General features: G+C 68.1%; 19 protein-coding genes. 14 read left to right on the top strand and 5 right to left on the bottom strand.

The genetic code is table 11. The features are described from left to right. Positions 1-100: 100 nt before the first annotated feature. The 4 genes from DW298_RS13295 to DW298_RS13280 all read left to right on the top strand — a co-directional run bounded on the left by DW298_RS13295 (position 101) and on the right by DW298_RS13280 (position 3,581). The gene (locus DW298_RS13295) at positions 101-862 is read left to right on the top strand and encodes an ABC transporter ATP-binding protein (RefSeq protein WP_136042932.1); all 762 of its coding nucleotides are present in this window, start codon (positions 101-103) and stop codon (positions 860-862) included. Beyond that, positions 859-2,319, top strand: coding sequence for an FtsX-like permease family protein (locus DW298_RS13290; RefSeq protein WP_136042931.1), 1,461 nt, complete (start codon positions 859-861; stop codon positions 2,317-2,319). The genes DW298_RS13295 and DW298_RS13290 overlap by 4 nt, the downstream gene beginning before the upstream one ends. Before the next feature lie 18 nt (positions 2,320-2,337). Then, the gene (locus DW298_RS13285) at positions 2,338-2,997 is read left to right on the top strand and encodes a 2-phosphosulfolactate phosphatase (RefSeq protein WP_136042930.1); all 660 of its coding nucleotides are present in this window, start codon (positions 2,338-2,340) and stop codon (positions 2,995-2,997) included. Positions 2,998-3,161: 164 nt separating this feature from the next. Next, complete coding sequence (locus tag DW298_RS13280; protein WP_136042929.1) at positions 3,162-3,581, top strand: DUF3054 domain-containing protein; 420 nt, start codon at positions 3,162-3,164, stop codon at positions 3,579-3,581. A gap of 15 nt (positions 3,582-3,596) precedes the next feature. Here DW298_RS13280 and DW298_RS13275 read toward each other — a convergent pair whose 3' ends face one another. The 4 genes from DW298_RS13275 to DW298_RS13260 form a co-directional block, all read right to left on the bottom strand. Next, positions 3,597-4,085 (bottom strand): SprT-like domain-containing protein, encoded by a 489-nt coding sequence (locus DW298_RS13275; RefSeq protein WP_136042928.1) that lies wholly within the window; start codon positions 4,083-4,085, stop codon positions 3,597-3,599. A 47-nt stretch (positions 4,086-4,132) separates the two neighbouring features. Then, on the bottom strand, positions 4,133-4,660 hold the full coding sequence (locus tag DW298_RS13270) for a hypothetical protein (RefSeq protein ID WP_136042927.1): 528 nt from the start codon (positions 4,658-4,660) through the stop codon (positions 4,133-4,135). A 146-nt stretch (positions 4,661-4,806) separates the two neighbouring features. Beyond that, positions 4,807-5,667 carry a fused MFS/spermidine synthase gene (locus tag DW298_RS13265; protein WP_136042926.1) on the bottom strand — a complete coding sequence of 287 codons (861 nt, stop codon included), beginning with the start codon at positions 5,665-5,667 and terminating at the stop codon, positions 4,807-4,809. Between the two features lie 29 nt (positions 5,668-5,696). Then, complete coding sequence (locus DW298_RS13260; RefSeq protein ID WP_136042925.1) at positions 5,697-6,965, bottom strand: LCP family protein; 1,269 nt, start codon at positions 6,963-6,965, stop codon at positions 5,697-5,699. A gap of 205 nt (positions 6,966-7,170) precedes the next feature. Between DW298_RS13260 and DW298_RS13255 the strand changes: the two genes are divergently transcribed. From DW298_RS13255 to DW298_RS13235, 5 genes are read left to right on the top strand one after another with little or no spacing between them, the layout of a single operon-like run. After that, positions 7,171-8,457: a sugar ABC transporter substrate-binding protein gene (locus tag DW298_RS13255; RefSeq protein WP_091035297.1), complete on the top strand. Its 1,287-nt coding sequence runs from the start codon at positions 7,171-7,173 to the stop codon at positions 8,455-8,457. A 15-nt stretch (positions 8,458-8,472) separates the two neighbouring features. Next, a complete protein-coding gene (locus tag DW298_RS13250) occupies positions 8,473-9,447 on the top strand; it encodes a sugar ABC transporter permease (protein WP_136042924.1) in 975 nt (324 codons plus the stop codon). After that, positions 9,444-10,277: a carbohydrate ABC transporter permease gene (locus DW298_RS13245; RefSeq protein WP_136042923.1), complete on the top strand. Its 834-nt coding sequence runs from the start codon at positions 9,444-9,446 to the stop codon at positions 10,275-10,277. The genes DW298_RS13250 and DW298_RS13245 overlap by 4 nt, the downstream gene beginning before the upstream one ends. Beyond that, a complete protein-coding gene (locus tag DW298_RS13240; protein ID WP_136042922.1) occupies positions 10,274-11,782 on the top strand; it encodes a glycoside hydrolase family 3 N-terminal domain-containing protein in 1,509 nt (502 codons plus the stop codon). The genes DW298_RS13245 and DW298_RS13240 overlap by 4 nt, the downstream gene beginning before the upstream one ends. 15 nt (positions 11,783-11,797) lie before the next feature. Then, positions 11,798-12,667, top strand: a complete 870-nt coding sequence (locus DW298_RS13235; RefSeq protein ID WP_136042921.1) for a MurR/RpiR family transcriptional regulator — start codon at positions 11,798-11,800, stop codon at positions 12,665-12,667. A gap of 102 nt (positions 12,668-12,769) precedes the next feature. Here the strand turns inward: DW298_RS13235 and DW298_RS13230 are convergent, their stop codons facing one another. Continuing rightward, positions 12,770-13,690 (bottom strand): sugar kinase, encoded by a 921-nt coding sequence (locus tag DW298_RS13230; protein WP_136042920.1) that lies wholly within the window; start codon positions 13,688-13,690, stop codon positions 12,770-12,772. A 163-nt stretch (positions 13,691-13,853) separates the two neighbouring features. Between DW298_RS13230 and DW298_RS13225 the strand changes: the two genes are divergently transcribed. The 5 genes from DW298_RS13225 (at position 13,854) to DW298_RS13205 (ending at position 23,124) form a co-directional block, all read left to right on the top strand. Further along, positions 13,854-15,527 carry an ABC transporter substrate-binding protein gene (locus DW298_RS13225; RefSeq protein ID WP_136042919.1) on the top strand — a complete coding sequence of 558 codons (1,674 nt, stop codon included), beginning with the start codon at positions 13,854-13,856 and terminating at the stop codon, positions 15,525-15,527. A gap of 88 nt (positions 15,528-15,615) precedes the next feature. Continuing rightward, complete coding sequence (locus tag DW298_RS13220) at positions 15,616-16,620, top strand: ABC transporter permease (RefSeq protein ID WP_136042918.1); 1,005 nt, start codon at positions 15,616-15,618, stop codon at positions 16,618-16,620. Between the two features lie 34 nt (positions 16,621-16,654). Then, complete coding sequence (locus DW298_RS13215) at positions 16,655-17,620, top strand: ABC transporter permease (protein WP_136042917.1); 966 nt, start codon at positions 16,655-16,657, stop codon at positions 17,618-17,620. Then, positions 17,617-19,323 (top strand): ABC transporter ATP-binding protein, encoded by a 1,707-nt coding sequence (locus DW298_RS13210; RefSeq protein WP_136042916.1) that lies wholly within the window; start codon positions 17,617-17,619, stop codon positions 19,321-19,323. Before DW298_RS13215 ends, DW298_RS13210 begins: the two co-directional genes overlap by 4 nt. 297 nt (positions 19,324-19,620) lie before the next feature. Further along, a complete protein-coding gene (locus DW298_RS13205) occupies positions 19,621-23,124 on the top strand; it encodes a DNA-directed RNA polymerase subunit beta (RefSeq protein ID WP_136042915.1) in 3,504 nt (1,167 codons plus the stop codon). The last annotated feature ends 77 nt before the right edge of the window (positions 23,125-23,201 follow it).

Genomic DNA, 23,201 nt, shown 5'->3' with positions numbered 1-23,201 from the left:
CCTCGGCGGATCGTCACGGCTGCAGATCATCCCTGCGATGTACGCGGATGCTCCGGTCGGGCGATGACCGGCGCGAGGCTCGGGAAATAGCGTCGAAGGCATGGAGATCACGACCACCGACCTGGGGCTCGCCGCCCGCGTCCAGCACCTCAAGAAGACCTACGGCTCGGGCGAAGGCACCGTCCGTGCGCTCGATGACGTCAGCGTGGGCATCCGCCGCGGACAGTTCACCGCGATCATGGGTCCCTCCGGTTCCGGCAAGTCCACCCTGATGCACATCATGGCGGGGCTCGACAGCCCGACGGAAGGGCGCGCGTGGATCGGTGACACGGAGATCACGGGCCTCGGCGACATCGACCTGACGATCCTGCGCCGCCGCCGCGTCGGCTTCATCTTCCAGGCCTTCAACCTGGTGCCCACGCTCGACGCGCTCGGGAACATCATGCTGCCGTTCGAGCTCGACGGCCGCCGCCCGAGTGCGATCGAACGCGCGCGCATCGACGGACTGATCGAGTCGCTCGGGCTCGGCTCCCGCCTGAACCACCGGCCGCACCAGCTGTCCGGCGGGCAGCAGCAGCGCGTGGCCATCGCCCGCGCCCTGGCGACCGCCCCCGACCTCGTGTTCGCGGACGAGCCCACCGGCAACCTCGACTCGAAGACCGGGCGCGAGGTGCTGCGCCTGCTCGCCACCGCGAGCCGTGAGCACGGCCAGTCCATCGCGATGGTCACGCACGACGCGATCGCCGCGAGCCACGCCGACCGCGTGCTCTACCTCGGCGACGGTCGGATCGTCGCCGACCACCCGCGTCAGACCGCGGAGGAGATCTCCGCCTACATGCTCGCCGCGGAGGTGGCGGCATGACCGCGGTCGCGACGGTCGTCCCCGAGTCGCGGGCGACCGGACCCCGCCTGGCCTGGCTGCGCGACCGGGGCATGGGCGCCAGCATCCTCGTCGCCGCGCTGTCGGCCGCGTTCGGCGTGCTTCTGGTCGAGATCACCGCCTACATCGGCGCGGTCCTGCAGGCCGATCCCTTCATCGGAGACAGCGAGACGCTCGCGTTCGTGGTCGCCCTGCTGTCGGTGCTGCTGACGGTCGTCGCGATGTACGTGGCCGCGATCGTCACGGCGAACACCTTCTCGACGATCATCGCCGGACGCACGCGGCAGATCGCCCTCATGCGTCTGATCGGGGCGACCGCGCGCTCGCAGCGGGCACAGGTCGGCAAGCAGGGTCTCGTCGTCGGTCTGCTCGGCGCCGCGATCGGTCTGCTCGTCGGCATCGTGCTGGCCGTGATCGGGGTGCAGATCGGGTCGCAGCTGATCGACAACGTGCCGGATTCGTTCTCGCTCGCACAGCCGTTCATCGCCCTGCCCGCGATCGGTGTCGCACTCACGACCTGGGCTGCGGCATGGGCCGGCTCGCGTCGGGTGCTGTCGGTGACGCCGCTGCAGGCATTGGGCGGATCCGTCGAACGGACCCACGACGAGGTGTCGGGGAAGCCCGGCCGGCACGTCGGCGCCTGGATCCTGCTGATCACCGGAGCGGTGCTCCTCGCGGCGGGGGTGGTCGTTGGACTCCTGACCCCGCTCGGCGTCGTCATCGCCTTCTTCGGCGGAGTCCTCTCGTTCACCGGGCTCGCTCTCGGATCTGTGCTGTTCATGCCGCCGGTGCTGCGTCTGGTGGGGAGGATGTTCGGTTCGAGCGCCACCGCTCGTCTCGCTGCCGAGAATGCGCTGCGGTATCCGGAGCGGTCGTCGCGGATGGCGATCGGCGTGGTGATGGGCGTGACGCTCGTGACCATGTTCGCCGTCGCGCTCGAGTCCGCGAAGCGTCTGATGATGAGTCAGGTGACCGGCGAGATCCCGGAGGAGTTCTTCGCCCCGTTCGACGCGTTCGCGGCGATCATGATGGTGCTGGTCGCCGTCTCCGCGGTCATCGCGGCCGTCGGACTCGTCAACCTGTTCACGATCGGTGTGGTGCAGCGACGCCGCGAACTCGGCCTGCTGCGCTCGATCGGGCTGTCGAACCGTCAGGTGCGGCGGATGGTGCTGCTCGAGGCCACGCACATCACGGTGGCCGCGACGCTGACCGGTCTCGTGCTGGGCATCGTGTACGGGTGGATCGCGGCGCAGTCGCTGCTGGGCTCGGTGCCGACGCTGCCGGACTTCACACCCGCCGGGCTCGTGGCCCCGCAGGTCCCGTGGATCCCCGTCGCCATCATCGTCGTCGCCACGGCGGTGCTCACGCTGGTCGCTGCTGCCACGCCCACGCGCCTGGCCACCCGGGTGGCTCCGGTCGAGGCGCTCGCGGCCGACTGACGGCTCTAGGCTGGTCGGATGCCGTCGCCGTTCGATCAGTCCACGTACCAGGTCCGTCTCGACTGGGGTAGCGCGGGCCTCGCCCGTCTCGCACCCGCCGACATCGTCGTGGTCGTGGATGTCCTGCGGTTCTCGTCCACGGTGATCGATGCCGCAGCCGCCGGAGGTGACGTGAGTCTGGCTGAAGCCGAGGGATGGTCGCGGAACGGTGCAGCGGTCGCCGCCGCAGCCTCCCCGGAGGCGATCGTCCTCGTCGGCGGCATCCGCAACGCCTCCGCCGTCGCCCGTGAGGTGCAGACCATCCAGGAGCGTCGACAGGCGCGGACCTCGGTCGCGGTCATCGCTGCGGGAGAGGCGGATGCCACGGGCACGCTGCGCTTCGCGGTCGAGGATCAGCTCGGTGCGGGGGCGATCATCCTGGCGCTCTCGGATCGGGGCATCGATCACACCTCGCCGGATGCCGCGGTCGCCGCCGAGGGTTTCCGGGCCCTCCGCGGCGCGCTGCGGCACATGATCGGCGCGAGCGGGTCGGGGCGCGAGCTGGCCGAGGGCGTGGCGTCCACCGCTCGTATCGAGGCATCCGGTCTGGTGCCGACCGCGACGACGGATGCCGCCGCGCTCGACGCCGTCGACGTCGTCCCCGTCTTGCGCGATGGGTCATTCACCCGGTTCGAGTGAACCGCGCCGCATTCGCTCCGCGGCCGGAACGCGCCCGCGCCGCTCGGGCGGAATTCTCCCCGTCGGGCGGACGCTCGTCGTCGAACTCTCCTCCCCACACGCGGATCTCCGCCCCACACCGCGCGGGAGGCGGGGGTTCGGGCGTCGCGACGTAGGGTCGTGGCATGAGGTACCTCCCCGCCGTCATCGTCGACATCGTGTTCGTGCTCATCTTCGCCGCGATGGGTCGTGCCTCGCACGACGAGAATCCGGCGGGGTTCCTGCTCACCGCCTGGCCGTTCCTGATCGCCGTGGTGGTCGGACACCTGCTGGCCGCATTGCTCCCCGGCAGGCACCGTCGACCGTGGTCGGTGCTGTGGGGCGCGGTGGTGTGGGTCGTGACGGTCGCCGGGGGCATGCTCATCCGCGTGCTCAGCGGCGACACCGCCGAGGTGCCGTTCATCATCGTTGCCACGATCGTGCTCGGTGTGTTCCTGGTCGGCTGGCGGGCGATCACCGCCCTGCTGCGCCGACGCCGTTCCGCCGCGGAGGCGCACGAGGAATCCGTCGCTCCTGAGACCGAGACCGAGGGCCCGACGGCCTGACGCCCTGAGCGGCGGTCAGCGCGGCATCTGCGCGGCGAGTCGCACGTTGGACGGGATCTCTCGGCGCGTCCATGCGAAGACGTGCCGGGCGTCGAACGTGCGTGAGCAGCGTGCACACGAGGTGGCCCTCGTCGGCCGCCGATGCCGGTAGGTCACGTGGCCGGCCGGGCACTGACCCACCCAGGGGGCGAGCTCGACGGCGGTCTCCCCGTGATGCGTCGTTCCGCCGACGTAGCCGAGGTCGTGTGCGACGCGCTTCCATGCCGGCCCATGCGCGGCCGCGTGTCCGGCGAGGGCGTGCGCCACCTCGTGCAGCAGCACCTGGTGAATCTCGTCGTCTTCGAAGCGCGCGGCGAGGTAGCGCGAGACCGTGATGCGCTTCTTCGTGTAGTCGCATTGCCCGGCCCGCCGCTTGGCATGGTCGAAGCCGAAGCTCCAGCTGTCATCGAGATGCAGCGTGATCAGTGCTTCGCCCCAGACGCGCACACGGTCGAGTTCCGCCATGCGCCCAGATTATGCCCTGCGACCGACATTCGTGGTCGAGGGCAGGCTCAACCCGCGATGAGCTGAGACGGACGGCGGCGCTCTGCGGCCTCGATCGCGAGCAGCACGGTTTCGAGTTCGCGGTCCTCTGCGCCGGATTCACGCCGCAGGAACAGCGACTGCTTGAAGCTGTCACGTGCGGTCTCGTAGTCGCCCGCGTCGAAGGCGTTCTTGCCGTGGTGCTGATACGCGAATGCCGCGATCGACAGCCAGCGCTGCCCTTCGGCCTCGGTCGCGCAGGTGGCCAGCTCCTGCTCGGCGGCGGCGTGCGCACCCCGGTACTGCAGGATCGTCGCGTGCAGCACTCGCGCGCGCAGCACATCCTTGCGCGTGCCGGCCATGCGCGCCTGGCGCACGGTCTCGTCGGCGAGCACGAGTGCCTCGTCCAGACGGTCGAGCACCTTCAGCAGCCACACGCGCTCCAGCAGAGCGGGCAGGCTGCGCTGCGACTCGATCTCCGCGAGGCGGGCCGCGCACTCATCGAGATCGACCTTCTCGCGGAGCGTCTCCTGGTCGTATCCCCGGATGAAACTCATTGCTCTCCTTCCGCAGCGTCCCCGTCCAGTCTGCCTTCCGGTCGCGTGCTCGACGGGGCGGCGCGCCCTGGTCGGCGCATCCGAGCTGCGACATACCGCGGCGCGGGTCCGTGTCGATCGGTCACGGGGCGCAGAGACGGTCGAGGTCAGCGCAGGAACAGCGAGGCGTCGGGGCGAGGCGAGGCGACGGCATCGGCATCCGTGACGACTCTTGCTCCCTGCAGGAAAGCCTCGGCCTCGGCTCCCTGCGCGATCTTCGCCGGGTGCGGACCGGCCGCCAGCATCCGCGGCAGCCACTCGGACGGCAGGGGAGTGGCAGATGCCGCGATCACGAGGTTGCCGAACCGCCGTCCTTTGAGCACCTGCGTGTCGGCGAGGATGCCGATCTCGGGCAGCACCTCGGCGATCGTCGCGGCCTGGCGGCGGGCGAAGGCGAGTCCCGGGCCGTCGGCGACGTTGACGAGCAGCACGCCGCCGGGAGCGAGCAGGGCGGAGAGCTCGCGGTAGAACTCGATGCTCGTGAGGTGGGCGGGGGTCTGTGCGCCGGAGTACACATCCGAGACCACGAGGTCGCAGCTCGCCTGCAGGGCGCTCGGCAGCTTGCTGACTCCCTCCCGGGCGTCGCCGATGCGGATGCGGATGGCCGCGCCCTTCGGCAGTGGAAGGTGCTCGCGGACCAGCTGGGCGAGCGGCGCTTCGAGCTCGATGACCTGCTGGCGAGAACCCGGACGGCTGGCGTCGATGTACCGCGGGATCGTGAGGGCGCCCGCGCCGAGGTGCACCGCGGTCAGTGGCCCCGGCGCGAGCTGATCGATCACCGCGCCCATGCGGACGATGTACTCGAAGTGCAGGTGGGTCGGATCATCGAGGTCGACGTGAGACTGCGGGGTGTCGTCCACGATGAGCTCGAACCCGCTGGTGAACTCCGACGGCACGATGCTTGCGATGCCGCCGTGGTCCAGGCGGACCTGCGGGTGCTCGGTGTCGCGCGATCGGTTTCGGCCCATGGCCCGAGCCTACGCGCCGGGTGAGATGGTCAGCGCAGCCTGCCGTTGGCGCAGGTCTCCTGCTCCACCGTCTGACCCGAGATGGCCGGGTCGAGCGTCGCGCGCGGCGCCGGAGTCTGGGTCGCCCGGGCGTCGGTGGACGGCGGGGTGGTCGCCGGCACCTCAGGTTCGGTGCCCGGTGCGGGCTCGACGAGTTCGACGCCCCCGTTGTTGCTGACGTCGCCGGTGAGCTGGACGGGCTGACCCGCCTTCAATGCGTCCCAGATCGTGGCTGCCGCGTCATAGTTCGGGACGACCCGGTCGGAGTCGTCGGGGTCGCCGAACACCGGATACTGCAGGAAGACGAAGTCCGAGAAGGGCACGTCCTTGATCGAGAGCGCGAGCTGGGCGAGCCGGACGGGATTGGCCAGCTCGTCGCTCGGGTCGATGTTGTCGACGACGGTGTCGGCGAGTCCCAGCACCTTGCCCGGATCGGTGAGCACCTCGTCGCTCATGATCTTCTTCACCAGTCGAGACATGTACTGCTGCTGGTTCGAGACGCGGGCCATGTCGCTCTCGTCGCCGACACCGTGCCGGGTGCGGATGAACTGGAGCGCCTCGTAGCCAGAGACGGTGCGCGGTCCCGGCTCCCAGTCGATCGCCGTGTGCCGGTCGCGGATACCCTCTCCGCCGATGCACACCTCTACTCCGCCGATCGCGTCGGTGACCTCCATCACGCCATCGAAGGCGATCTTCGCGGCGAACGGGATCTCGATGCCCGTGAGCTGGGTGACCGTCTTCGCGACGCAGGACAGGCCGGCGCGCTGGAAGATCGAGTTGATCTGCGTCTTGCTCGTGGCCGAGGCGACGGATCCGTCCGGCAGGGTGCACTCCGGGGTCTCGATCATCAGGTCGCGGGGGAGCGAGACCACGGTGACGTTGCGGGGCTCGGCCGAGACGTGCACGAGCAGGTTCACGTCGTTGAGGACCCCGCCGTCGGCCTCCGAGCAGCGCTCGCCGAGCAACCCGGTCGAGACCTCACCGCACTCGTCGGTGCCGATGATGAGCATGCTGAACTCGCCGGGGAAGGCGCCGATCTGGGGCGGCTCCACCTCGGGGGCGTCTTCGAGGGTGACCGCACCATCGCTGAAGCGGTTGAAGTAGTCCGTCACGACGAATGCGGCGACGGCGATCGCGGAGACGAGGATGACGCCCAGCGTGATCCCGGCGATCTTCAGGAAGCCTTTGGCGGGCCCGGGAGTGGGGAGTGTCGCGTGGCGCGCGACCGTGGAGCGGTCGGTTTCGTCGTGGCGGCGCATGCCCGCGAGCCTACCTGCGGACCCTGCGGGCGCCGCGCAGGCCGAGCCTGGGCAATACCTGGGAGAGCCCGCGTTGAGCTGATGTTACGGCCGCATGACGATTGTGAGAGGAACTTGCAGGTAATTAGTTAGTCGTGGATACTTTTTCCTAACCCCCGGTGAGTACCCGATATTCGCCTGGACTTTTCAAAGAGGAGATCCCCGCATGCACAAGCGCATTCTTCCGGCCGTGGCGCTCGGCGCCGTGGCCACGCTCGCCCTCGCCGGCTGCGCCGGCGGCGGTGACACCGGCTCCACCGACGGCGAGGGCAAGGAGCTCACCGTCTGGATCATGAAGGGCACCAACCCCGACGCGACGGCCTTCTACGACGACGTCGCCGAAGCGTTCGAGAAGGAGACCGGTGCGACGGTCAAGATCGATGAGATCCAGTGGGCCGACGCACACGACCGTTTCGTGACCTCCATCGCCGGTGGCACGACTCCGGACATCGCCGAGACCGGCACCACCTGGACCGCAGAGTTCGCCGACGCCGGCGCGCTCCTCCCGATCGACGAGTACGTCGACGGCGAGAAGGGTCTGCGCGACGACCTGGTCGAGGGCCTCGAGGTCGCCGGCACCTACGAAGACGAGCTGTACGGCATGCCGTGGTACGCCGGCGTCCGCTCTCTCATGTACCGCGCCGACGTGTTCGAGGAGCTCGGTCTCGAGGCTCCGAAGACGTGGGACGACATCGTCGCCGCCGGTGACGCCATCAAGGCCGCCAAGCCCGACATGCTGCCGTTCCCGGTTCCGGGCGACGCCGAGTTCCAGGTCTACCCCTGGGTCTGGGGCGCCGACGGCGAGATCGCCACGAAGGACGGCGACACCTGGACCAGCGAGCTCGACAGCGCCGAGTCGCAGGCCGGCATCGAGTTCTACACCGGCCTCGCCACCGAGCACGGCTTCTCCTCCGCAGGTGCCACCACCTGGAAGGAGACCGACCTTCGTGACGCGTTCACGCAGGGCAACGTCGCCATGATGCTCTCGGGCTCGTGGACGCCGAACTCGCTCATCGAGGCGAACCCCGACCTCGAGGGCAAGATCGGCGCCGCGGTCATCCCCGGCCAGGACGGCGGCATCGCCCCGTCGGTGCTCGGTGGATCGCACCTCTCGATCTTCAACACGACGAAGAACGCCGACCTGGCGTGGGAGTTCGTGAAGCTCGTCACGACCGGCGAGTTCGCCGAGCAGTGGTCGGATGAGACCGGCTACTTCCCGGGTGTGCAGTCCGCGATGGAAGAGGCCCTCGCCTCGACCGACCCGCTGGTCGCACCGTTCGCCGAGCAGATGGTCGACGGCGGAGCATCCGTCCCGGTCACCCCGAACTTCGGCGCCGTCCAGGCGAAGAAGACGACCAACTCCATGATCCAGGCCATCCTCAGCGGACAGAAGGACGTCGCGACCGCGACGAAGGACGCTTCCGCCGAGATGACCGAACTGCTCAACCAGTAAGGAAGCATCCCTTCCATGTCGATGGTGCAAGCGCCACTGCCGGCCACGAAGGCGGAGTCCCCCTCCGCCTCCGTGGCCGGCGGCCGGAAGCGACGCGGTCTCTCGATCGTCGCGGCCCGCCCCTGGCTTCTTCTCGCGCCCGGGCTGGTCATCCTCGCGGTGCTCATGCTCTGGCCTCTCGTCCAGGTGTTCATCTACTCGCTGCAGGATTACGGCCTGCGCGAGATCAACACCGGTGAGAGCAACTGGATCGGTCTCGACAACTACGTCGAGGCGCTCACCAACCCGACTCTCTGGACGGTGGTGCTGCCCAACACGGTCGGCTTCGCCGCCGTGGCGGTGTTCGTCACCGTGGCCGTCGGCACGCTCGTCGCCCTGCTGCTCGCGCGGCTCGGCACCACGTGGCGCGTCATCGTCTCCAGCTGCATCATGGTCGCCTGGGCGATGCCCGCCGTGACCGGCACCTACGTCTGGACCTTCATCTTCGACGCCGACCGCGGCATCTTCAATCAGGTCCTCACCGACCTCGGGCTCATGGACGACCCGGTCAACTGGTTCACGAACCAGTGGTCCTTCTACGCCATCGTGCTCCTCAACGTCGTGCACCACGGCTTCCCGTTCGTGGCGATCACGGTGCTCGCCGGACTCCTCGGCGTCTCGAAGGAGATGCTCGAAGCGGCGGCTCTCGACGGCGCCGGCGCCTGGCGTCGCTTCTGGAAGATCATCTTCCCGACGCTGCGTCCCGTGTTCTCGGTCGTGATCATCCTCTCGACCATCTGGGACTTCAAGGTCTTCGCGCAGGTCTACCTGATGCCCGGCGGAGGCGGCGGCAACCGCCAGGTGCTGAACCTCGGCGTCTGGTCCTACGTGGAGTCGTTCGGGCAGAACCGTTACGGCTTCGGCGCGGCGCTCGCCGTGCTGCTCACGCTCGTGCTGATCGGCATCACGATCGTCTACATCCGCTCCCTCATGAAGGAGGACGAGCTGTGAACCCGCGCCCTCGGCTCCGTTCCCGGATCGGACTCGGCATCGCGGTCGCCGCGGTCCTGATCTTCACGCTCTTCCCCGTCTACTGGATGGTCTCCAGCGCATTCGACGGCAAGGCCTCCAGCGGTGGGCAGTCGCTCATCCCGCAGGAGTTCACGTGGGACAACTTCGCGTTCGTCCTCACCGACGGCGGCTTCGGCACCTACCTGCGCAACTCGGCCATCGTCGCCCTCGTCACGGTCCTCGTCAGCGCCCTGGTGTGTCTGCTCGCGGCTGTCGCCGTGGCGCGATTCAAGTTCAAGTTCCGCACGACGATCCTGATGATGATCCTCGTGGTGCAGATGGTGCCGCTCGAGGCGCTCGTGATCCCGCTGTTCCTGCAGGTCAAGAGCCTCGGACTGCTCAACAGCATCCTGGGCCTCATGGTCGTCTACGTCGCCCTGTCGCTCGCCTTCGGCATCTGGATGCTGCGCGGATTCGTCGCCGCCGTCCCGGTCGAGCTCGAGGAGGCCGCCTACATCGACGGCGCCAGCTGGTGGCGGATGTTCCGCTCGGTGCTGCTGCCGCTGGTCATGCCCGGCCTCGTCGCGACGAGCATCTTCAGCTTCATCACGGCGTGGAACGAGTTCATCTTCGCGATGACGATCCTGGGTGCCCAGACCGACCAGTACACGGTCTCGATCGGTCTCAAGTCGTTCTTCGGCCTGCACTCCAACGACTGGGGCAGCATCATGGCGGCGTCGACCATCATCACCGTCCCGGTCATGATCTTCTTCGTGCTGGTGCAGCGCAAGCTCGCCTCCGGCATGGTCGCGGGAGCCGTGAAGGGATGACCGACGAGCTCGAGCGCCTCGCGAACGGGGTGCTGTGGCCGGGATTCTTCGGCACCGAGGCGCCGGAGTGGCTGCGCGCCGAACTGCGTGACGGCCTGGCCGGGGTCGTGTACTTCGGTCAGAACGTCGGCGAAGGCCTCCCGGCGCTCAGCGCGGCGATCCTCGACGCGAACCCCGACGCCCTGATCGGCATCGACGAGGAGGGCGGCAGCGTCACCCGCCTGGAATCCGCCACGGGGTCCACGGTCCCGGGAGCCGCTCAGCTGGGTCTCCTCGACGACCTGGTGGCCTCGGAGAAGACCGGGGCGGAGCTCGCCCGACGCGTGCGCGCGGTCGGCGCCAACGTCGTGCTCGGCCCGGTCGCCGACGTCAACACCGACCCCCGCAACCCGGTCATCGGCGTGCGGGCGTTCGGCGACGACGAGGCACTCGTCTCGCGGCACGTCGTCGCCACGATCGACGGCATCCAGGACGCAGCGGTCGCTGCATGCGTCAAGCACTTCCCGGGTCACGGCGACACCCACATGGACTCGCACCACTCGCTCCCGGACATCACGCTCGACCTCGACGAGTTCGAACGCGTGCACCTGGAGCCGTTCCGTGCCGCGGTCGATGCCGGTGTGGATGCGGTGATGACCGCGCACATCGTGGTCCCCGCCTGGGGTGAGCAACCCGCGACGCTCAACCCGCGTGTGCTGGGCATGCTGCGGGATTGGGGTTACGACGGCGTCATCATCACCGACGCGCTCGACATGGCCGCCATCCGCGAGACGGTCGGGCTCGGCGGGGGAGCGGCCCTGGCACTCGCTGCCGGCGCCGACCTGCTCTGCATCGGCAACCCGACCAACCCGGGCGATGCCGCGCTCCCCGATCAAGACGAGCAGGACTTCCGCGCTACCCGCGACGGGATCGTCGCCGCACTGCGCGACGGCTCGCTCTCGCGCGAGCGCGTCGAAGAGGCGGCCCGCCGGGTCGCCGCCCTCGCTGCGAAGCTCCGGGCCGCCGCCGACCGCGACCAGGAACCCGCCGACGACTTCGACGCCGCGGAGATCGTGCGTCGCGTCCTGACGGTCACCGGCGATGCCCCCGCTGCGGCATCCGAGCTCGCCGTGATCGATGCCCGTCGCCGCTCGACGCTCGCGGTCGACAGCGCCGGCTCGTATGTCGCGAACGCCCTTGCCGATGAAGGCGTGCGCGTGCGGCTCGATGTCGCATCCGCCCCGCTCGCCGAGCAGGACCGCGTGCTGGACGAGGTCACCGCGGCCCCGGGCACGACGGTGCTGCTGATCGACCGACCGGACACGGATGACGCGCAGCGGGCTCTCGTCGAGCGGGTGGCGGTGCGCGATCCGGCAGCGGTCGTCGTGAACGTCGGTCTTCCGACGGCGAACGCGCTGCCGCTTCCGACCGTCGAGGTAGCCGCGGCCAGTATGCTCGGTGCGCAGATGGCTCGCGATGCGCTTCTCGGACGTTTCGCCGTGCAGCAGAGGACCAGCGCCGGCTGAGGACAGGATCACTCCATGGACGATGACGTTCTGGCACGTGTACGGCGCTCGCTCTCGAAGCTGAGCGCGGCGGAGGCACGTGTCGCGGAGACGATCCTCGGCGACCCGACACTCGTCGTCGACCTGGCGATCAACGATCTCGCCCAGCTCTGCCGCACTTCGCTGTCGACGGTGGCGCGCTTCTCCCAGTCGCTGGGGTACAGCGGCTACCGGGAGCTGCGGGTGGCGGTCGCGCGTGCGATCACCCTGGAACAGGCGCAGCAGGCGCGGTTCGGCCTGGACACGACGGCCATCGACCCCGACGACGGGCCGATGGCGATCGCCGCGAAACTCGCCGCGCAGGAGATCGACGCGATCGAGAAGACCGCGCTCGCCCTCGATGCTGCGGCCCTCGACCGGGTGGCTCGTGCGGTGGTCGACGCCCGACACATCGATCTCTTCGGCCAGGCGGCTTCGTCGTTGACGGCGCAGGACCTGCTGCTGAAGCTGTCGCGCATCGGGTGCTCGGTCTCGCATTCGCCGGATCCGCATCTCGCGGTGACGACGGCCTCGCTGCGGACCTCGGACGACGTCGCGATCGCGTTCTCGCACGGCGGTGAGACTGCAGAGACCCTGCGGGCGCTCGAGGTCGCCCGGGACGCCGGCGCGCTGGCTGTCGCCGTCACCAGCGTCGCGGAGTCCGCCCTGGCGCTCGCGGCGGATGTGGTGCTGCTCACCCACGCGCACGAGTCGCCGTTCCGGATGGCGGCGATGTCGAGCCGCATCGCCCAGCTCGCTCTGGTCGACGTGCTGTTCGTGCGCGTCGTGCAGCACCGGGGCGAACCGGTCGCCGTATCGCTGCAGCGCACGCACGATGCGGTCCCCGCCCGCCGCCGCCGCAGCTGAACTCCATGCCCTCCCCGCGTGGGGAGGAGTCCTCCGTGTCAGGCGGAGAAGCCCGAGGCAGAGGTCCGCCCCACGGCGAGTTCTCCGCCCGCGGCGCGCGGCTCAGTCGACGTGGTCGCGAGTGCTGAGGAGTGCCCGGGTCGCGATGCGGTGCCCGCGGGCGACGCTCCCCGTGAGGGACAAGCCGGTCAGCACCCCGGCGAGGAATCCGGCTGCGAACGCGTCGCCCGCACCGATCGTCTCCACCACCGGCACATCGAGTGCGTCACTCTCCGCCCGCTCTTCGCCGTCGAAGGCGACGGCACCGCGGGAATCGGTGACCGCCAGGTATCGAGGCTGGGGGAACAGCGCGCGCAGCTCCTGCGGGTCGCCGGTCCCGAACACGGCCTCGGCATCCGGTCGGGTGCAGAACACGATGTCGGCGCGGCGGGCGAAGTCCGAGACGATCGCTTTGCCCTCCGCTTCACGCCCACGCCACAGGGCGGGCCGCCAGTTCAGGTCGAAGCTCACCAGCCGATCGGGACGACGGTCCGTGAACAGCGCATCCTGGGCAGCCAGCGCGGATGCCGAGATGGCGGGCGTGATCCCGGAGGTGTGCACGAGCGCGGCCTCGGAGAGGAGGGCGGATGCCGTCGGCGTCACCAGCGTCCGGGGTGAGAGAGCAGCGGCGGCGGAACCCGCCCGGTAGTAGTGCATCGTCCCGTCGACGATCCCGTCGGAGCGGGCGGAGAGCTCCTTCACGTAAAGCCCGGTCGGGGCCTGATCGTCGACTTCCACCGCCGCGTCGTCCACGCCGTGCGCGCGCAGCTCCGCGGTGAGGAAGCGACCGAAACCGTCGTCGCCCACGCGGGAGAGCACCGATGTCCGGATGCCCGCAGAGGCCAGGGCGATCGCGGTGTTCCACTCGGCGCCGGCCAGGGAGCGATGGAAGGTGCGGCAGTCCTCCAGCGGTCCGGCAGTGGCGGCGACGAGGGCGACCATGCCCTCGCCGAAGCAGACGGCGAGCGGGGTGGAGTCGGACACGGTCTGGACACTACCCGATCGACGCGGCTCACGCCGATACCGGATTGCAACGTGTATCGGTTTGGCATCTGAGGATCTGCTGGGTACCGTCGAGTCATCACCGTCGCCGAGGCGAAGAAGCCTCGGGACGCGCAACGAAGCGCCCGACAGGGAAGGTCACACAATGCACCAATCAGTCAAGCGTCGGCGAGGACTCATCGCCGTCACCGGAGCCACGATCGCCGCGATCGCCCTCGCAGGGTGTGTCGCCAGCGAGCGAGGCGATGACGGCTCGGACGCCGGCGGCGATGTCGACGGCACGTTCGTGTTCGCGGCATCCTCCGACCCGGCCAGTCTCGACCCCGCGTTCGCTCAGGACGGCGAGAGCTTCCGCGTCTCGCGCCAGATCTTCGAGGGACTGGTCGGCACCAAGCCCGGCACGGCAGACCCGGCACCGCTCCTCGCCGAGGAGTGGGAGTCGTCGGACGACGGCATGTCGCACACGTTCACCCTCAAGGAGGACGTGACCTTCCAGGACGGCACCCCGTTCAACGCCGAGGCCGTCTGCGTCAACTTCGACCGCTGGTTCAACTGGACCGGTCTCGCCGCTTCCGAGGCGTTCGGCTACTACTACAACAAGCTGTTCAAGGGGTATGCCTCCAACGCGGCCGATGCCGTGTACAAGTCGTGCACCCCCGATGGCGACTACTCGGTCACGATCGAGCTGAACAAGCCGTTCGCCGGTTTCATCCCGTCGCTCTCGCTCCCGTCGTTCGCGATGCAGAGCCCCTCGGCGCTGCAGGAGTTCGGGGCGGATGAGGTCGCCGGCTCCGCCGAGGCACCGCAGCTGTCCGAGTACGCGATGGGGCACCCGGTCGGCACCGGCCCGTACCAGTTCGACGAGTGGGCGCCGGGCGAGCAGGTCACGCTCAAGGCCTACGACGACTACTGGGGCGAGGCAGGCCAGGTCGACGAGATCATCTTCCGCACGATCGACGACCCGACAGCTCGCCGCCAGGCGCTCGAGTCCGGCTCGATCGACGGCTACGACCTGGTCGGTCCGGCCGACACCAAGGCGCTGGACGACGACGGCTTCACGATGGTGTCGCGCCCGCCGTTCACGATCCTCTACCTGGCGTTCAACCAGGCGATCCCGGAGCTGCAGGACCCGAAGGTCCGTGAAGCGCTGTCGTACGCGGTCGACAAGGACGCCCTCATCAGCCAGGTGCTCCCCGAGGGCACCCAGAAGGCGACGCAGTTCGTGCCGGAGGTCGTCAACGGGTACAACCCCGACGTCACGACGTTCGAGTACGACCCCGAGAAGGCCAAGGAGCTGCTCGCCGAGGCCGGCTACGACGAGGCCAACCCGTTGAAGCTCACCTTCAACTACCCGGTCAACGTCTCGCGTCCGTACATGCCGGACCCCGAGCAGATCTACACCGTTCTGTCGTCGCAGCTGTCCGAGGTCGGCGTCGAGACCACCCCGGTCTCGGAGGAGTGGGTCGAGTACCTCGATCGCACCACCGGCACCGCCGAGCACGGCATCCACCTGCTCGGATGGACCGGCGACTACAACGACACCGACAACTTCGTCGGCGTCTTCTTCGGACAGAAGAGCTCCGAGTGGGGCTTCGACAACCCGGAGCTGTTCCAGAAGCTGACCGAGGCGCGCGGCGTCTCCAAGCTCGAGGAGCAGACGCCGCTGTACGAGGACATCAACGAGATGGTGGCCGAGTTCATCCCCGGCGTCCCGCTCGCGCACCCGGCGCCGACACTGGCGTTCGATCCCCGCGTGAAGAGCTACCCGGCCAGCCCGGTGAACGACGAGGTCTTCACCGACATCGTCCTCACCAAGTAATCGGCCTGACCACCTGATATGCCGAGTCCCGGTTCCGCACGTGTGCGGGACCGGGGCACGGCGTACCTTCTGATCGACGGAGATCTTCGTGCTGCGCACCATCGGCAGGCGACTGCTGTTCCTCATTCCCACTCTGTTCGGGCTCAGCATCCTGCTGTTCGCCTGGGTCAGAGCCCTTCCCGGCGGCCCCGCGGTCGCCCTTCTCGGCGAGAAGGCCACACCGGAGGCCGTCGCCAGGGTCAACGAGCTCTACGGCTTCGACAAGCCGCTCATCGAGCAGTACTTCATCTGGATCGGACGTCTCCTCCAGGGCGACTTCGGCACCTCCATCCAGACGAACCGACCTGTGGTCGAGGAGTTCATGCGCCGCTTCCCGGCGACGCTCGAGCTCAGCGTCATGGCGCTCATCTTCGCGGTGGGCGTCGGTATCCCGCTCGGATACTGGGCCGCTCGACGGCACGGCAAGTTCACCGACCACGCGTCGGTGGTGATGAGCCTGGTCGGCATCACCATCCCGGTGTTCTTCCTGGCATTCATCCTGAAGTACGTCTTCGCCGTGCAGCTCGGATGGCTGCCGTCTGATGGCCGTCAGGATCCTCGGATAGACGCGACCCATCCCACCGGGTTCTACGTGTGGGACGGCATCATCACCGGAGAGTTCGACGCCGCGTGGGATGCCATCCTGCACCTGATCCTGCCCGCGCTCGCGCTCGGCACCATCCCTCTCGCCATCATCGTCCGCATCACCAGGGCCAGCGTGCTGGAGGTGCAGAACGCGGACTACGTGCGCACGGGGCGGGCGAAGGGCGTCGGATCCTCGACACTCCGCAGCCGCTTCATCCTGCGCAATGCGATGCTCCCGGTGATCACGACCATCGGTCTGCAGACCGGACTCCTGATCTCGGGTGCCGTGCTCACCGAGACGGTGTTCGCGTTCCCCGGCATCGGGTCGTTCCTCGCGAGGGCCATCTTCACCAGGGACTTCCCCGTGCTCCAGGGATTCATCATCTTCATCGCCATCGCGTACGCGCTGATCAACCTGGCGGTCGATGTGTCCTACAGCTTCATCGACCCGAGAGTGAGGGTGCAGTGATGTCCCTCCCCATCGTCCGAAAGGAGGCGGTCGTATGAGCATCGCTCTCCCGCCCGCCCAGGGCCCGTCCGCAGAGAGCGGCGGCAGCATCGACACCGTCGCGATCGCCCAGGCGGATCTGAAGAACGGCTCCGGCGGATACTGGCGAGACGTGTTCCGCCGGCTCCGCCGCAATCCGACGGCGTGGATCGGCGCGATCATCGTGCTGCTGTTCCTCCTCGTCGCCGCCCTCGCGCCGTGGCTCGCTCCCTATCCGGAGACGGCACTGCCCGGCGCGAAGTACATCACCCCGACCCACATCCCCGGTCCCGGCGAGGTGCCGGAGTTCCCCCTCGGACTCGACCGCTTCGGCGGCGACGTGCTGTCCAAGCTCATCTGGGGTGCACAGGCATCGCTCATGATCGGCGTGATCTCCACCGCGATGGGGCTCGCCGGCGGAATGATCCTCGGCCTCCTCGCCGGCACGTTCGGCGGATGGGTCGACACGCTCATCATGCGCATCGTCGACATCATCCTCTCGGTGCCGAACCTGCTGCTGGCGGTCTCGATCGCTGCGATCCTCGGGCAGACCCCGTTCGCGATCATGATCGCGATCGGGGCGTCGCAGGTGCCGATCTTCGCGCGTCTGCTGCGGGCCTCGATGATGCAGCAGCGATCGAGCGACTATGTGCTCTCGGCGCAGACCCTGGGGCTCGGCCGCGGCAGCATCACGATGTCGCACGTGCTGCCCAACGCCATCGGTCCCGTGATCGTCCAGGGCACCCTGACGCTCGCGACCGCCGTGATCGATGCGGCAGCGCTGTCGTTCCTCGGTCTCGGCGGCGGCGGACCCGCGACCGCCGAGTGGGGGCGCATGCTCACCTACGCGCAGGCCGAGCTCGCGATCGCACCGTGGCTCGCGTTCCTCCCCGGCATCTGCATCGCCGTCACCGCGCTCGGCTTCACCCTGCTGGGAGAAGCGCTGCGCGAGGCGATGGACCCACGGACGAGGGCGCGATGAACGCCCGCGACGAAGGCGCGATGCGCGCCGCGAAGGAGAATCAGATGTCGACCGAGCCGCTGCTGTCGGTCCAGGGACTCGCGGTGGACTTCGCCACTCTGGACGGGGTCGTGCACGCCGTCGAGGGGGTGGACCTCGAGATCCGTCCCGGTGAGACCGTCGCGATCGTGGGCGAGTCCGGTTCCGGCAAGTCGACGACGGCCATGGCCATCATCGGCCTGCTCGCCGGGGGAGGGAAGGTGGCGTCCGGCAGCATCCGGCTCGACGGGAAGGAGATCTCCCACGCGCCGGAGCACGAGCTGCGGATGATCCGTGGTCGCGACATCGGCCTCGTGCCGCAGGACCCGATGTCGAACCTGAACCCGGTGGCGAAGATCGGCACCCAGGTGGCGGAGGCGCTGCTCGCGCACGGACTCGCCACTCGGCAGAACGTACAGGCGAAGGTGGTCGAGGCCTTGACCGCCGCCGGCCTCCCCGACCCGGAGCGCCGTGCCAAGCAGTATCCGCACGAGTTCTCCGGCGGCATGCGTCAGCGAGCGCTGATCGCGATCGGTCTGGCGTGCAATCCGCGACTGCTGATCGCCGACGAGCCGACCAGTGCGCTCGATGTCACGGTGCAACAGACGATCCTCGACCAGATCGGGCAGATGACCCGCGAGCAGGGGACGGCCGTGCTGCTCATCACGCACGACCTCGGACTCGCCGCCGAACGCGCGGAGCGGGTGGTCGTGATGCATCGAGGCAAGGTGGTCGAGCAGGGCGCTGCCCGACAGATCCTGGAGGACCCGCAGCATCCGTACACGCAGTCGCTCGTCAAAGCGGCGCCGTCGGTGGCGGCGGCGCGACTGCGGCCGGAGGCGTTCCGGGTGCAGGAGAGGGATGCGGAGGCGGATGCCGTCGTCGACGCAGCGCCCGCCGACAACATCGTCGAGATCGAGAACCTCACCAAGGTGTATCCGGTGCGGGGTCGCGGCGAGGACTTCGTGGCCGTGGACGATGTATCGCTGGTGATCCCCCGCGGCGAGACCGTCGCGATCGTGGGGGAGTCCGGTTCGGGCAAGACCACGACCGCGCGGATGCTCCTGAAGGTGATCGAACCCACGAGGGGGCTGATCCGTTACGAGGGCAAGGACATCGCGTCGCTGAGCAAGGCGGAGACGAAGGAGTTCCGCCAGCAGGTGCAGCCGATCTTCCAGGATCCGTATTCGAGCCTGAACCCCATGTTCACGATCGAGCGGCTGATCGGGGAGCCGCTCGACTTCTACAAGCGGGGGAGCAGCGCCGACCGGCGTGCGCGCGTTCGCCAGCTGCTCGACGACGTGGCGCTGCCGCAGTCGATGCTGCGCCGGTATCCGTCCGAACTGTCCGGCGGTCAGCGGCAGCGTGTCGCGATCGCGCGGGCGCTCGCGTTGTCTCCCGATCTGATCGTTTGCGACGAGCCGGTGTCGGCGCTGGACGTGCTGGTGCAGGACCAGATCCTGAAACTGCTCGGCGACCTGCAGCGCGAGTACGGGCTGAGCTACCTCTTCATCTCGCACGACCTCGCAGTGGTGCGCCTCATCAGCGACTACGTGTGCGTGATGAAGGACGGGAAGCTCGTCGAGGCGGCGTCCTCGGAGGAGATCTTCACGAACCCGCGCGACCCGTACACGCGGCGTCTGCTGGCGTCGATCCCGGGCAACGAGCTGAACATCGCGTCCTGAGCTGCCTCGCCGAGACCCCGGTCTTCCGCCGAGACCCCGCACTGCGGGCATCGGCAGGCCGGGGTCTCGGCGCGAACACGGGGTCTCGACGGAGGTGATCGGATGCTCATACCGCAGCATCCGAGATTGGTCAAGGATTGAGGTTGCCATGTCGCACAATCGTGCGTATAGTTGGTAGTTGCGCTCGCTTCTCCCTGCCCTCATATGGTGGTCGGCATCTGTTGAGTTCCCGGGCGCACACTCCACCTGACGACAAAGGAATCGAGAAGCCCTGCGGGGCTCACGGAGGTTATTCCCTTGGCTGCTGCTCGCAACGCATCCACATCCACCACCACCAAGAACGGACGCGGAGCTTCCCGTCTTTCGTTCGCCAAGATCTCCGACACGCTGACTGTCCCAGACCTTCTTGCCCTGCAGACCGAGTCCTTCGGTTGGCTGGTCGGAAACGACGCCTGGAAGGCGCGCGTCGCCGAGGCCAAGAAGCAGGGTCGCACCGACGTCAACGAGAACAGCGGTCTCGGCGAGATCTTCGAGGAGATCTCTCCGATCGAGGACCTCGGCGAGACGATGCAGCTGTCGTTCACGAACCCGTACCTCGAGCCGGAGAAGTACTCGATCGAGGAGTGCAAGGAGCGTGGCAAGACCTACGCCGCTCCGCTGTACGTCGAGGCCGAGTTCATGAACCACCTCACGGGTGAGATCAAGACCCAGACGGTCTTCATGGGCGACTTCCCGCTCCAGACCGACAAGGGAACGTTCATCATCAACGGCTCCGAGCGCGTCGTCGTCTCGCAGCTCGTGCGCTCGCCGGGTGTCTACTTCGACAAGACCCCCGACAAGACGAGTGACAAGGACATCGTGTCCGCTCGCGTCATCCCGAGCCGTGGTGCCTGGCTCGAGTTCGAGATCGACAAGCGCGACCAGGTGGGCGTGCGCGTCGACCGCAAGCGCAAGCAGTCGGTCACGGTCTTCCTCAAGGCGCTGGGCATGACCAGCGAGGAGATCCTCGCCGAGTTCGCCGGCTACACCTCCATCGAGGAGACGCTCGCGAAGGACACGATCGTCACGAAGGAAGATGCGCTCCGCGACATCTACCGCAAGCTCCGTCCGGGCGAGCAGGTGGCCGCCGAGGCCGCTCGCGCGCTGCTGGACAACTTCTACTTCAACCCGAAGCGCTACGACCTGGCCAAGGTCGGTCGTTACAAGATCAACCACAAGCTGGGCCTGGACCAGCCGCTGAACTCGTCGGTGCTCACCGTCGAAGACATCGTGGCCACGATCAAGTACCTCGTCCGCCTGCACGCAGGCACCGAGGAGACCTTCACGGGCATCCGCGGTGGCAAGAAGGCCGAGATCCGTCTCGCGACCGACGACATCGACAACTTCGGCAACCGTCGCATCCGCGCGGTCGGCGAGCTGATCCAGAACCAGGTCCGCACCGGTCTGTCCCGCATGGAGCGCGTCGTCCGCGAGCGCATGACCACGCAGGACATCGAGGCGATCACGCCGCAGACCCTGATCAACGTGCGCCCCGTCGTCGCCGCGATCAAGGAGTTCTTCGGAACGTCGCAGCTGTCGCAGTTCATGGACCAGAACAACCCGCTCGCGGGTCTGACGAACAAGCGTCGTCTCTCCGCGCTCGGCCCCGGTGGTCTCTCGCGTGACCGCGCCGGCGTCGAGGTCCGTGACGTCCACCCGTCGCACTACGGCCGCATGTGCCCCATCGAGACGCCTGAAGGCCCGAACATCGGTCTGATCGGTGCTCTCGCGACGTTCGCGCGCATCAACTCGTTCGGTTTCATCGAGACCCCGTACCGCAAGGTCGTCGACGGTGTCGTCACCGAGCAGATCGACTACCTGACGGCTTCCGAAGAGGTCGACTTCAACATCGCGCAGGCCAACGCCCCGCTCGATGCCAAGGGTCGCTTCCGCGAGAGCCACGTCCTGGCCCGCCCCAAGGGCGGCAGCGGCGAGGTCGACCTGTTCGTCCCCGAGGAGATCGGCTACATCGACGTCTCCCCGCGCCAGATGGTGTCGGTCGCGACCTCCCTCGTGCCCTTCCTCGAGCACGACGACGCACAGCGCGCCCTCATGGGTGCCAACATGCAGCGTCAGGCTGTGCCGCTGCTGCGCAGCGACTCGCCGCTCGTCGGAACCGGTATGGAGGGCTACACGGCCATCGACGCCGGTGACGTGCTCACCGCCGAGAAGGCCGGTGTCGTCTCCGAGGTCTCCGCGGACCGCGTCGTCGTCATGCTCGACGAGGGCGGCACGCAGGAGTACCACCTGCGCAAGTTCGACCGCTCCAACCAGGGCACGTCGTACAACCAGAAGGTCGTCGTCAACGCCGGTGAGCGCGTCGAGGTCGGAGAGGTCATCGCCGATGGCCCCGCCACCGAGAACGGCGAGCTTGCCCTCGGAAAGAACCTCCTCGTCGCGTTCATGACGTGGGAGGGCTACAACTTCGAGGACGCGATCATCCTGAGCCAGGACCTGGTGAAGGACGACACCCTCTCCTCGATCCACATCGAGGAGTACGAGGTCGACGCCCGCGACACCAAGCTCGGCAAGGAGGAGATCACCCGTGACCTCCCCAACGTCAGCCCGGAGCTGCTGAAGGACCTCGACGAGCGCGGCATCATCCGCATCGGCGCCGAGGTCCGCCCCGGGGACATCCTCGTCGGCAAGGTCACGCCGAAGGGTGAGACCGAGCTTTCGGCCGAGGAGCGTCTGCTCCGCGCGATCTTCAACGAGAAGAGCCGCGAAGTCCGTGACACCTCGCTGAAGGTGCCCCACGGTGAGCAGGGCACGATCATCGCCGTCAAGGAGTTCAACGCCGAGGACGGCGACGACGAGCTCGGCTCGGGCGTCAACCGCCGCGTCGTGGTCTACATCGCCCAGAAGCGCAAGATCACCGAGGGTGACAAGCTCGCCGGCCGTCACGGCAACAAGGGTGTCATCGCGAAGATCCTCCCGATCGAGGACATGCCGTTCCTCGCGGACGGAACTCCGGTCGACATCGTGCTCAACCCGCTCGGCATCCCCGGTCGAATGAACTTCGGCCAGGTTCTGGAGACCCACCTCGGGTGGATCGCCAAGCAGGGCTGGAAGGTCGAGGGCACTCCGGAGTGGGCTGCGAAGCTCCCGAAGGACGCATTCGAGGCCGCTCCCGGCACGAAGGTCGCCACCCCGGTGTTCGACGGTGCGAGCGAGGAGGAGATCGCCGGTCTCCTCGACGCGACCATCCCGACCCGCGACGGTGTGCGCCTGATCGACTCCTCCGGAAAGGCCCAGATGTTCGACGGCCGCTCGGGCGAGCCGTTCCCGGCTCCGATCTCCGTGGGCTACATGTACATCCTGAAGCTGCACCACCTGGTCGACGACAAGATCCACGCACGTTCCACGGGTCCGTACTCGATGATCACCCAGCAGCCGCTCGGTGGTAAGGCGCAGTTCGGTGGACAGCGCTTCGGTGAGATGGAGGTGTGGGCCCTCGAGGCCTACGGCGCCGCATACGCGCTCCAGGAGCTCCTCACGATCAAGTCCGACGACATCCTCGGCCGCGTCAAGGTGTACGAGGCGATCGTCAAGGGCGAGAACATCCAGGAGCCCGGCATCCCCGAGTCCTTCAAGGTGCTCATGAAGGAGATGCAGTCGCTCTGCCTGAACGTCGAGGTCCTCTCGGCCGACGGCACGCTGGTCAACCTCCGCGACACCGACGATGAGGCGTTCCGCGCCGCAGAAGAACTCGGTATCAACATCTCCAGCCGCTTCGAGGCCGCCTCGATCGACGAGATCTAACCCTTCGACAGGCTCAGTGCCCACCGGGTGGCTGAGCCTGTCGAAGCCCAGACTTCTCAAAAAGAATTCCGACACAG

The sequence above is a fragment of the Microbacterium sp. A20 genome, from assembly GCF_004794515.1.
In the GTDB taxonomy this organism is placed as follows: Bacteria; Actinomycetota; Actinomycetes; order Actinomycetales; family Microbacteriaceae; genus Microbacterium.
The sequence above is the reverse complement of the archived record's forward strand: the minus strand, read 5'-3'. Positions and strand labels throughout refer to the sequence as shown.

What these genes read in the sequence shown, in the direction of transcription:
- DW298_RS13210 (WP_136042916.1), top strand. Translation starts at nt 17,617, where the DNA reads ATGAACGCCCGCGACGAAGGCGCGATGCGCGCCGCGAAGGAGAATCAG.
- DW298_RS13225 (WP_136042919.1), top strand. Translation starts at nt 13,854, where the DNA reads ATGCACCAATCAGTCAAGCGTCGGCGAGGACTCATCGCCGTCACCGGA.
- DW298_RS13290 (WP_136042931.1), top strand. Translation starts at nt 859, where the DNA reads ATGACCGCGGTCGCGACGGTCGTCCCCGAGTCGCGGGCGACCGGACCC.
- DW298_RS13280 (WP_136042929.1), top strand. Translation starts at nt 3,162, where the DNA reads ATGAGGTACCTCCCCGCCGTCATCGTCGACATCGTGTTCGTGCTCATC.
- DW298_RS13295 (WP_136042932.1), top strand. Translation starts at nt 101, where the DNA reads ATGGAGATCACGACCACCGACCTGGGGCTCGCCGCCCGCGTCCAGCAC.
- DW298_RS13250 (WP_136042924.1), top strand. Translation starts at nt 8,473, where the DNA reads ATGTCGATGGTGCAAGCGCCACTGCCGGCCACGAAGGCGGAGTCCCCC.
- DW298_RS13215 (WP_136042917.1), top strand. Translation starts at nt 16,655, where the DNA reads ATGAGCATCGCTCTCCCGCCCGCCCAGGGCCCGTCCGCAGAGAGCGGC.
- DW298_RS13255 (WP_091035297.1), top strand. Translation starts at nt 7,171, where the DNA reads ATGCACAAGCGCATTCTTCCGGCCGTGGCGCTCGGCGCCGTGGCCACG.
- DW298_RS13260 (WP_136042925.1), bottom strand. Translation starts at nt 6,965, where the DNA reads ATGCGCCGCCACGACGAAACCGACCGCTCCACGGTCGCGCGCCACGCG.
- DW298_RS13270 (WP_136042927.1), bottom strand. Translation starts at nt 4,660, where the DNA reads ATGAGTTTCATCCGGGGATACGACCAGGAGACGCTCCGCGAGAAGGTC.
- DW298_RS13285 (WP_136042930.1), top strand. Translation starts at nt 2,338, where the DNA reads ATGCCGTCGCCGTTCGATCAGTCCACGTACCAGGTCCGTCTCGACTGG.
- DW298_RS13275 (WP_136042928.1), bottom strand. Translation starts at nt 4,085, where the DNA reads ATGGCGGAACTCGACCGTGTGCGCGTCTGGGGCGAAGCACTGATCACG.
- DW298_RS13240 (WP_136042922.1), top strand. Translation starts at nt 10,274, where the DNA reads ATGACCGACGAGCTCGAGCGCCTCGCGAACGGGGTGCTGTGGCCGGGA.
- DW298_RS13235 (WP_136042921.1), top strand. Translation starts at nt 11,798, where the DNA reads ATGGACGATGACGTTCTGGCACGTGTACGGCGCTCGCTCTCGAAGCTG.
- DW298_RS13265 (WP_136042926.1), bottom strand. Translation starts at nt 5,667, where the DNA reads ATGGGCCGAAACCGATCGCGCGACACCGAGCACCCGCAGGTCCGCCTG.